Annotated in this window: 1 pseudogene; it reads right to left on the reverse strand. The window is 37.4% G+C overall.

The window, feature by feature from the left end:
• A pseudogene (locus ACM6HU_RS01035) lies at positions 1-240 on the reverse strand (IS4 family transposase); the annotation flags it as partial.
• Positions 241-342: the final 102 nt, after the last annotated feature.

The following is a 342-nucleotide window of genomic DNA, read 5'->3' on the forward strand; positions in this document are numbered from 1 at the left end:
CTCAGGACTGATGAGTACTTCTGTTGATGCTTCTAAACAGCTAGATAACTGAGTTAAAGAAGTCATAGCTACATTTTGGCTCACCCATACACATAAAGCTACTAAATCTTTTGCTTGGTACTTACTGGTTCGTTGTACAAAACCAACATCCCTAGCAAGATCCCGTAAGGTATTTGGAGATAAAAAGCTTTGAATCTCTTGAGCAAATAGTTGTAATTCCTCAGATACAGAAATAGACATACAAAAACGCCATCCTTTCCTATAATTCTACAGAAAGGATAACGTCTTTTTTGCTTTATAGATAGTGCAAAACCTTAGCTTGATAGTGATGGGGTACCGCCA

The organism is Bacillus sp. IT-79MI2 (assembly GCF_949768135.1).
Lineage (GTDB): Bacteria > Bacillota > Bacilli > Bacillales > Bacillaceae_G > Bacillus_A > Bacillus_A pseudomycoides.